The sequence below is a fragment of the Streptomyces aureus genome (assembly GCF_001418135.1).
Taxonomy (GTDB): Bacteria; Actinomycetota; Actinomycetes; order Streptomycetales; family Streptomycetaceae; genus Streptomyces; species Streptomyces aureus_A.
On the sequence record NZ_LIPQ01000334.1, the window covers coordinates 1 to 8,519 of the forward strand.

Sequence of the window (8,519 nt, forward strand, 5' to 3'; positions counted from 1 at the left end):
CGCCGCCAACGTCCTCAACTTCGCCTCGCAGGCCGTCTTCGCCGCCCTCGTGCTCGCGGGTACGGCCCAGATCTGGCAGATGATGGTGCTCACCGCGCTCTGCGGCACCGGCCAGGCGTTCTTCAACCCGGCGGCCGAGGGCATGCTGATGTCCAGCGTCACCGGGGAGCAGGCGAGCCGCGCCTTCGCGTCCATCGGCGGCGCGGCGCTCGGCGGCGCGCTCGTCGCGTTCGTCGGACCCGGCTGGGTCCTCCTGATCGACGCCGTCGCCTTCGCGGTCGCGGGCGGGCTGCGCGCGTTCCTGGACGTGAGCGGCATCCCCGAACGCGCTCCCGGCGGCGGCCTCTTCTCCGATCTGCGGGAGGGCTGGCACGAGTTCATCGGCCGGCCCTGGCTGTGGTCGATCGTCGCCCAGTTCTCCGTCGTCGTCGGGCTGATCGGGGCGGTCGAGTCGGTGTACGGGCCGCTGGTGGCCAAGGCCGAGCTGGGCGGCGCGCGCCCGTGGGGCATCGCGCTCGCCGCGTACGGCGTGGGAACGCTCGCGGGCGCCTTCCTGATGGCCCGCTGGAAACCGCGCCGGCTGCTCTTCGTCGGCACGCTCTGCGTCTTCCCGATCGCGCTGCCGTCGGCGGCACTCGCCGTACCGCTCGACGCCGTGGGGCTCACGGCGGCGATGTTCGTCAGCGGGGTGGCCATCGAGGTCTTCGGCGTCTCGTGGATGACGACGATGCACCAGGAGATCCCGGAGGAGAAGCTGTCCCGGGTGTCGGCCTACGACTGGTTCGGCTCGACGGCCCTGCTGCCGCTGACGACGGCGCTCGCCGGCCCGGCGGAGACCTCGTTCGGCCGGAGCACGGCGCTCTGGGGCGCCGCGGGGCTGATGGTGCTGGTCACCGCGCTCGTCCTGCTGGTGCCGGACGTACGCAATCTGACCCGGCGTCCGCACACGAAGGAGACCGTCGGCGCGACGACACCGGCCGCCGCCTCCGACTCCGTACCGGCTCCGACGGCCGCGCCTCTCGCCGCCGCCCCCGCTTCGGCCCATGTCCCGGTCCATGGCTCAGCCGGTGCCTCAGCCGATGCCGAAGGCTCGGCCGGTGCCTCGACCGGTGCCTCAGCCGATGCCGAAGGCTCCCTCCGGCGGAACGGGTGACGGGACGGCCCCGGCGTCGAGGACCGGTGCCGCCGCGCCGGTGAACCGGTCGAGCGTGTCCCCGTGCTCCACGCGCGCGGGGAAGGCGTCCGCCGCGGCCCGGCGGGCGAGGCGGGCGGTGTCGATCTCACGGCCGGAGGCCACCAGGACGGCGTTCCCGAAGCGACGGCCGCGCAGCACGGCCGGCTCGGCGACCAGCGCCAGCTCGGGGAAGACGGCCGCGAAGGTGGCGAGCTGGGAGCGGAGGAAGGCGAAGGGCGCCCCGTCGGCCAGGTTGGCGGCGTAGATGCCGTCGGGTCGCAGGACGCGCCGGACCTCGCGCGCGTACTCCACGGACGTGAGGTGGGCGGGCACGCGGGAGCCGCCGAAGACGTCGCCGACGACGAGGTCGGCCGAGGCGGCGGGGGCCGCCTCCAGCCAGCGCCGGGCGTCCGCGCCGTGCACGGTGATCCCGGACCCCTCGGGCAGCGGCAGGTGTTCGGCGACGAGCGCGAGCAGCCCCCGGTCGGCCTCGACCACGTCCTGGCGCGAGCCGGGCCGGCTGACGGCCACGTAGCGCGGCAGGGAGAGCGCCCCGCCGCCGAGGTGCAGGACGTCCAGCGGTTCGCCGTCGTCCGCGGCGCCGTCGACGACATGGGCGAGCCGGCGCGCGTACTCGAACTCCAGGTACGCCGGGTCGTCGAGGTCGACGTACGACTGGGGTGCGCCGTCGACCGTGAGGAGCCAGGCCCGCTCCCGGTCCACATCGGGCATGAGGCGCGCGGTGCCCTGGTCGACCTCACGGATGACGGGAATCTGCTCGTTCACGCTCTCATTGTGCAGGGGGTCGCCGCGGGGACCCTCAGAGGTGCTTGAGGGCCTCGCGTACGGAGAGGGGCGAGAGCCGGGTGGTGTTCGCGGCGACGAAGGCGCGGACCTCGGCCGGGGCCGTCCTGCCGTACTCGCGCAGGCTCCAGCCGATGGCCTTGCGGAGGAAGAAGTCGGTGTCGGCGGCGCGGCGCAGACAGTGGGCGAAGAGCCGGTCCGCGTCGGTGGCGTCCTTGAACCTCAGCTGGTGGAGGATCGCCGTCCGGGCCACCCACAGGTCCTCGTCCTCGATCCACTCGTCCATGCGGTCGCCGAGGGCGGGATCGGCGGCGACCAGACCGCCGACGACATGGGCGGCGAGGTGGTCGACCGTGTCCCACCAGGAGACGGTGGTGACGAGCCGGCGGGCGACGGGCAGGAATGCGGACGAGCAGCGCCTCACATGGCGGCGCAGGTAGTCGACGGCGAAGTAGTGGTACTCGCGCTCGGGCAGCGCGAAACAGCGCAGGGCGACGGCGGCGCAGTCCTGCTCGTCCGGACGGGGGGTGCCGTCGAGGACGGTACGGGACAGGTCACGGCGCTCGGGGCTGCGCAGCCCGAGGAAGGGGGCGACGCCCTTCATGTACGCGACCATCTCCTGCGCCCGGAAGGGGTTCCCCGCGGCCGGGTAGACGGTGGTGAGCCGCTCGAGGACGGTGTCGGCGAGGGCGCTGTCGGGGATGCCGGTGGGGCCGTCGGCCGTGGGCGCGGTCTCGGTCATGGGGCCCTCCGTGTCGTGGTCCGTCCGCCCGGCATCGCGGGCCGCCCGCCCGAGGCCATGGGCTGTCCGCCAGGCGGTGCATGACGCACATTACGGCGATCATACGGACGCGTCCGTTACTCTCCCCGAATGCTCGCTCCCGTGCCCCGGCCGCCGGGCTCCCTCGCCCTCCGCTGCTCCCGGGCCCTGCTCGCGCCCCGCGCACGGCTCTCGATGCTCGCGCTGCTGCTGCTCACCGCGGCGGCCCTCGTCGTGCTGTACGAGCCGCAGCGGCTGCTCTCCTCGGGCTGGCCTCGGCAGACGGACGGCACGGGCGCGGTGATGCTCTTCGGTCTGGCGTACGGCGTGTGCACGGCGGCGTTCGTCCCGCGTCCGGTGCTCAATCTGGCGGCCGGCGCGCTGTTCGGCTCGGCCTTCGGCCTGACGGCGGCGATCGCGGGGACGGTGCTCGGCGCCGGGATCTCCTTCACCCTCGGCCGCTTCCTGGGACAGGAGGCGCTGCGGCCGATGCTCCGGGGCCGCTGGCTGACGGCGGCGGACGGGCAGCTCAGCCGGCACGGGTTCCGTTCCATGCTCGCGATCCGGCTGTTCCCGGGGGTGCCGTTCGCTGCGGCCAACTACTGCGCCGCCGTCTCCCGGATGGGGTACGTGCCGTTCCTGGTGGCGACGGCGCTCGGCTCGGTGCCCAACACGGCGGCGTACGTCGTGGCGGGCGCGCGGGCGGGGGAACCCGGCTCCCCGGCGTTCCTCGTCTCGGCGGGCTTCATCGCCCTGTCCGCCGTGGCCGCCGCCGTGGTCGCGTGGCGCAAGCGGCACCACCTGCGGGCCCCGGCGCCGGCTGTGGCGCCGCGGCCGGAGCCGACGCCCGAGACGGTGGGCGGCCCCCGCTAGGGTTCGAGCGCCGGGTCAGAGCGGACGGGGGCAGAGCGGACGGGGTCAGGGCAGCCGGGGTCAGAGCGCCTCGACGATCATCGCGTTGGCCAGGCCGCCCGCCTCGCACATCGCCTGGAGCCCGTAGCGGGCGCCCCGGGCCCGCAGTGCGTGGACGAGCGTGGTGGTGAGGCGGGTGCCGCTGGCGCCGAGGGGGTGGCCGAGGGCGATCGCACCACCGTGGACATTGACCCTGGCCGGGTCGGCGCCGGTCTCCTGCTGCCAGGCGAGGACGACACTGGCGAAGGCCTCGTTGATCTCGAAGAGGTCGATGTCGGCGAGGGAGAGACCCGAGCGCCGCAGCACCTTCTCCGTGGCGGGGATGACGCCGGTGAGCATGAGCAGCGGGTCGGAGCCGGTGACGGCGAAGCCGTGCAGCCGGGCGAGGGGCCGCAGGCCGAGGCTCCTGGCCGTGTCGGCGGCCATGACGAGCACGGCGGAGGCGCCGTCGTTGACCGGGCTGCTGTTGCCCGCGGTGACGGACCAGTCGATCTGCGGGAAGCGCTCGGCGAAGCCGGGGTCCTCGAAGGAGGGCCGGAGCCCGGCGAGGATCTCGGGGGTGGTCGCCGGGCGCACCGACTCGTCGCGGCGGACGTCCTCGTACGGGGCGACCTCGGCGTCGAAGAGTCCGGCCGCCCAGGCGCGCGCCGCCCTGGTGTGCGACGCCGTGGCGAACGTGTCCATGGCCTCGCGGTCGATCGACCACTTCGCGGCGATGAGTTCGGCGCTGACGCCCTGCGGGACGAGGCCCTCGGGGTAGCGCTCGGCGACGCCGGGGCCGAAGGGGTCGGCACCGGGCGGCACGTTGGACCACATGGGGACCCGGCTCATGGACTCGACTCCGCAGGCGACGACGATGTCGTACGCCCCCGAGAGCACGCCCTGGGCGGCGAAGTGCACGGCCTGCTGGGAGGAGCCGCACTGCCGGTCGACGGTGGTGGCGGGCACGGACTCGGGGAATCCGGCGCCCAGCCAGGCGTAGCGGGTGGTGTTCATGGCCTGCTCGCCGACCTGGTCGACGGTGCCGCCGATCACGTCGTCGACGAGGGCGGGGTCGATGCCGCTGCGCTCGATCAGAGCACGCAGGGTGTGTGAGAGCAGGGCGACGGGGTGGACCTGGGACAAGGCTCCGCCCGTCTTGCCCTTTCCTATCGGCGTCCGGACGGCTTCGACGATGACGGCGTCGCGCATGACAGGCTCCTGAGTTGGATAAGTGGACCAACACTCATCGGTAACATAGCCCAGCCAGTTGGGTTTTCAAACCCAGGCGGGCCCAATGAGTTGGATTTCCAAACCTGCCACGCCCGGACTGCCCTACGCTTGTCCCCATGAAGGCCGCACCCCGCCCCTGCTCGATCGCCGACACCCTGGCGCTCGTCGGCGAGAAGTACTCACTGCTCGTGCTCCGCGAGGTCTCCCTCGGCGTGCGACGCTTCGACCGGATCGCCCGCAACACCGGCGCGCCCCGCGACATCCTCACCACCCGGCTCAAGCGGCTCGTCGAGGCCGGAGTCCTGGAGAAGGTGCAGTACAGCGAACGCCCCCGGCGATTCGAGTACCGGGCCACGGCGGCCGGCGAGGAGCTCCAGCCGGTCCTGGTGACCCTGATGGCCTGGGGCGACCGCCACCTCAACGCCGACGACCGCCCGGTCGTCCTCGAGCACCGGTGCGGCGAGGTCCTCAGCCCCCGGATCGTCTGCGCCCACTGCGGGGACGAGGCCGACCGCGACAGCCTCACCGCCCATGTCCGGGCGCCGGGCTGGAGCACCGCGGGGCCGACTGCCCCACCGGAGGCCTGAGCACGGGCCCTTCATCTGGGGACGGTACGCTGCGCTCGACCTTCTGATCGCACACGTACATAACGGGACGGCCCTAGCCCCATGAGTTGGTTCGAATCGTTCATCCTCGGGCTCGTCCAGGGGCTGACGGAGTTCCTTCCCATCTCCTCCAGCGCGCACCTCCGTCTCACGGCGGCGTTCGCGGGCTGGGAAGACCCGGGTGCGGCCTTCACCGCCATCACCCAGATCGGCACGGAGACCGCGGTACTGATCTACTTCCGCAAGGACATCGCCCGGATCGTCTCGGCCTGGTTCCGCTCCCTCACCGACAAGTCGATGCGCTCCGACCACGACGCCCAGATGGGCTGGCTGGTGATCGTCGGCTCGATCCCGATCGGTGTCCTCGGCATCACGCTCAAGGACCAGATCGAGGGCCCCTTCCGCGACCTGCGGCTGATCGCCACCACCCTGATCGTCATGGGCGTGGTCCTCGGCGTCGCGGACCGGCTCGCCGCCCGCGACGAGATCGGCGGCCGCCACCGGGCGATCCGCGAGCGCAAGACGCTCAGGGATCTCGGCGTGAAGGACGGCCTGATCTTCGGCGTCTGCCAGGCGATGGCCCTGATCCCGGGCGTCTCGCGCTCGGGCGCGACGATCTCCGGCGGCCTCCTCATGGGCTACACCCGCGAGGCGGCCGCGCGCTACTCCTTCCTCCTCGCGATCCCGGCGGTGCTCGCCTCGGGCGCGTACGAACTGAAGGACGCGGGCGAGGGACACGTCTCCTGGGGCCCGACGATCTTCGCCACGGTCATCGCCTTCGTGGTCGGGTACGCGGTGATCGCCTGGTTCATGAAGTTCATCACCACCAAGTCCTTCATGCCGTTCGTGATCTACCGGATCCTGCTCGGCATCCTGCTCTTCATCCTGGTCGGCACGGACGTACTGAGCCCCCACGCGGGCGAGTCGGGCGGCTGACGGAGCCGCGGGCCGACGAAGTCGTCCCACGCGGCGACACCGCCGTATCGAATGCCGGGCCCTGCTCTCCAGGGCCCGGCATTCCTTTCAGCCCCGGTAGGGCACGCGGGCGATCTCCTTGATGCCGCCCAGGGTCCCCCACTCGTTCTTGCCGAGCCTCGTCAGCGGGCGCATCAGGGTCATTTCGGGGTGGCCGTCGAGGACGACCGACTCGTCGATCGCCGCGTGGACGACCCGGCCGAAGACGACCGTCGAGTCGCCGATCCGCAGCGTGCTGTGCAGCTCGCACTCCAGCGCCACCGGCGACGCCGCCACACGCGGCGGCTTCACGCGGAGGCTCGGCTCGCGCTCGACGCCGCACGCGTCGAACTCGCTGACCCCGCGCGGAAAGTCCGTCGCCGTCGCGTTGATCTGCTCGAAGAGTCCCTCGGGGGCGAGGTTGACGACGAACTCCCCCGTCTCCTCCACATTGCGCAGCGAGTCCTTGCGTCCCACCGAGGTGAACTGCACGACCGGTGGCGTGACCGAGGCGATGGTGAAGAAGGAGTGCGGGGCCAGGTTGTCCGTCCCGTCCGCCGAGGACGTGGAGACCCAGGCGATCGGCCGGGGCACGACGGTGGCGGTGAGCAGCCGGTAGAAGGAGGTGCGGTCGCTCAGTTCGGGATCGATGTTCACGCGCATCCGGACAGTATGACCGTCTCCGGGAACTACCCCCGCGCACGCCCCTTGGCCCCTGGCCCGGCCTGCCCGACACTGATCCGATGACGCAGCGCGTGGACCTCGCGACCGTGATGGACCGACTCGCCGTCGACGACCTGGTCACCGGGTACGCGGCGGCCGTGGACGACGCCGACTGGACCGCCTACCGGGCCCTGTTCTCGTCCGACGGCAGGGCCGACTACCGGGGCTCGGGCGGTGTCGAGGGCCCGGCGGCCGAGGTGGCCGACTGGCTCGCCGAGACGCTGACGCTCTTTCCCGTACGGCAGCACCTCATCGTGAACCGCCGCGTCCTGTTCCGCGGGCCGGCCGGGTACCCGGAGAACGGGGACACGGCGGAGATCCGCGCGGACTACGTCAACCCGATGCGCTTCACCTCCGGCGAGGACTTCGTCTGCGGGGGCCGCTACGCGTTCGGCGCGGTGCGGACCGCCGACGGCTGGCGGCTGACCTCGGTCGTCGTGGACGAACGGTGGCGCCGGCACGGCTGACCGCCACCACCGGCCCCCGCCGGCCGCCGCCTCCCGGGAATCCTCCCGCCCCGGCACCCCGGCGGACCGCCCGAGCCGCGCCGAACCCGGTCACGCCCGACACTGAAGGCAAGGGCGGAGGCATGCCATGCGAAATCCGTTCGTACGACGGCGACAGGACCAGGGACCGGACCAGGACCCGGACCAGGACCAGGGTCCGAGCCCGGACCACGACCGGGCGCCGAAAACGGCCCAGGAACAGGACCCGGCCCCGGACCAGCACCGGGAGCGGGCCCCGGGCCGCGACCGAGGCGGCCGGAGCCTCCGGCGCAGCCTCGCCCGCTCCCTGCTCGCGGTCGGCTTCGGCGCGCTGCCCGCGCTCGCCTTCCCCGCCCCCGGGCTCTGGTGGTGGGCGTACCTGGCGCTCGTCCCCTGGCTTCTCCTGATCCGTACGGCTCCGGGAGCGCGCCGGGCCGCCCTGGACGGCTGGCTGGGCGGGATCGGCTTCGTGTTCGCCGTCCATCACTGGCTGCTGCCCAGCCTGCACGTCTTCCTCCTCCCGCTCTCCGCGCTGCTCGGCCTGCTGTGGCTGCCGTGGGCCTGGCTCGTGCGGTCCCTGCTCGGCGGCGCGCCGTCGGCGCTGCGGGCCGCCGTCGCCCTGGTCGCGTTGCCCTCCGGCTGGCTGCTGATCGAGCTGGTGCGCTCCTGGGAGGGACTTGGAGGTCCCTGGGGGCTGCTCGGGGCGAGCCAGTGGCAGGTGCCGGCGGCGCTCCGGCTGGCCTCGGTCGGCGGGGTGTGGCTGGTGACCGCGCTCGTGGTGGCGGCGAACACGGCCGTGGCCCTGCTCGTGGCCGGGCCGGGGCTGCGCACCGTCGGGGTCGCGGGGCTGGCGGGCTGCGCGCTCGTGGCCGGTACGGCCGCCTGGGGGG

General features: G+C 73.1%; 9 protein-coding genes and 1 pseudogene. 6 read left to right on the forward strand and 4 right to left on the reverse strand.

Annotated elements, in window-relative coordinates; genetic code table 11:
- Positions 1 to 1,153 (forward strand): MFS transporter (locus AOK00_RS25775; RefSeq protein WP_079042191.1); only part of this gene is annotated, 1,153 nt, incomplete at its 5' end.
- On the opposite strand, the gene AOK00_RS25780 is transcribed toward AOK00_RS25775, so the two are convergent.
- Positions 1,115 to 1,960: a spermidine synthase gene (locus tag AOK00_RS25780; RefSeq protein WP_055602647.1), complete on the reverse strand. Its 846-nt coding sequence runs from the start codon at positions 1,958 to 1,960 to the stop codon at positions 1,115 to 1,117. The two genes, AOK00_RS25775 and AOK00_RS25780, sit on opposite strands and share 39 nt — an antisense overlap.
- 34 nt (positions 1,961 to 1,994) lie before the next feature.
- On the reverse strand, positions 1,995 to 2,720 hold the full coding sequence (locus AOK00_RS25785) for a DNA alkylation repair protein (protein ID WP_055602648.1): 726 nt from the start codon (positions 2,718 to 2,720) through the stop codon (positions 1,995 to 1,997).
- 129 nt (positions 2,721 to 2,849) lie between these two features.
- On the opposite strand from AOK00_RS25785, the gene AOK00_RS25790 reads away from it, so the two are divergent.
- On the forward strand, positions 2,850 to 3,611 hold the full coding sequence (locus tag AOK00_RS25790; protein ID WP_055602649.1) for a TVP38/TMEM64 family protein: 762 nt from the start codon (positions 2,850 to 2,852) through the stop codon (positions 3,609 to 3,611).
- Between the two features lie 60 nt (positions 3,612 to 3,671).
- On the opposite strand, the gene AOK00_RS25795 is transcribed toward AOK00_RS25790, so the two are convergent.
- Entirely contained in the window at positions 3,672 to 4,841 is a 1,170-nt protein-coding gene (locus AOK00_RS25795) for a thiolase family protein (protein ID WP_055602650.1), read from the reverse strand.
- Between the two features lie 137 nt (positions 4,842 to 4,978).
- Between AOK00_RS25795 and AOK00_RS25800 the strand changes: the two genes are divergently transcribed.
- Positions 4,979 to 5,449 carry a winged helix-turn-helix transcriptional regulator gene (locus tag AOK00_RS25800; RefSeq protein ID WP_055602651.1) on the forward strand — a complete coding sequence of 157 codons (471 nt, stop codon included), beginning with the start codon at positions 4,979 to 4,981 and terminating at the stop codon, positions 5,447 to 5,449.
- An 81-nt stretch (positions 5,450 to 5,530) separates the two neighbouring features.
- Positions 5,531 to 6,403, forward strand: a complete 873-nt coding sequence (locus AOK00_RS25805; protein ID WP_055602652.1) for an undecaprenyl-diphosphate phosphatase — start codon at positions 5,531 to 5,533, stop codon at positions 6,401 to 6,403.
- A gap of 87 nt (positions 6,404 to 6,490) precedes the next feature.
- Here the strand turns inward: AOK00_RS25805 and AOK00_RS25810 are convergent, their stop codons facing one another.
- Positions 6,491 to 7,084, reverse strand: coding sequence for a flavin reductase family protein (locus AOK00_RS25810; protein ID WP_055602653.1), 594 nt, complete (start codon positions 7,082 to 7,084; stop codon positions 6,491 to 6,493).
- 80 nt (positions 7,085 to 7,164) lie between these two features.
- On the opposite strand from AOK00_RS25810, the gene AOK00_RS25815 reads away from it, so the two are divergent.
- A complete protein-coding gene (locus AOK00_RS25815; RefSeq protein ID WP_055602654.1) occupies positions 7,165 to 7,611 on the forward strand; it encodes a nuclear transport factor 2 family protein in 447 nt (148 codons plus the stop codon).
- 127 nt (positions 7,612 to 7,738) lie between these two features.
- A pseudogene (locus tag AOK00_RS40635) lies at positions 7,739 to 8,519 on the forward strand (apolipoprotein N-acyltransferase); the annotation flags it as partial.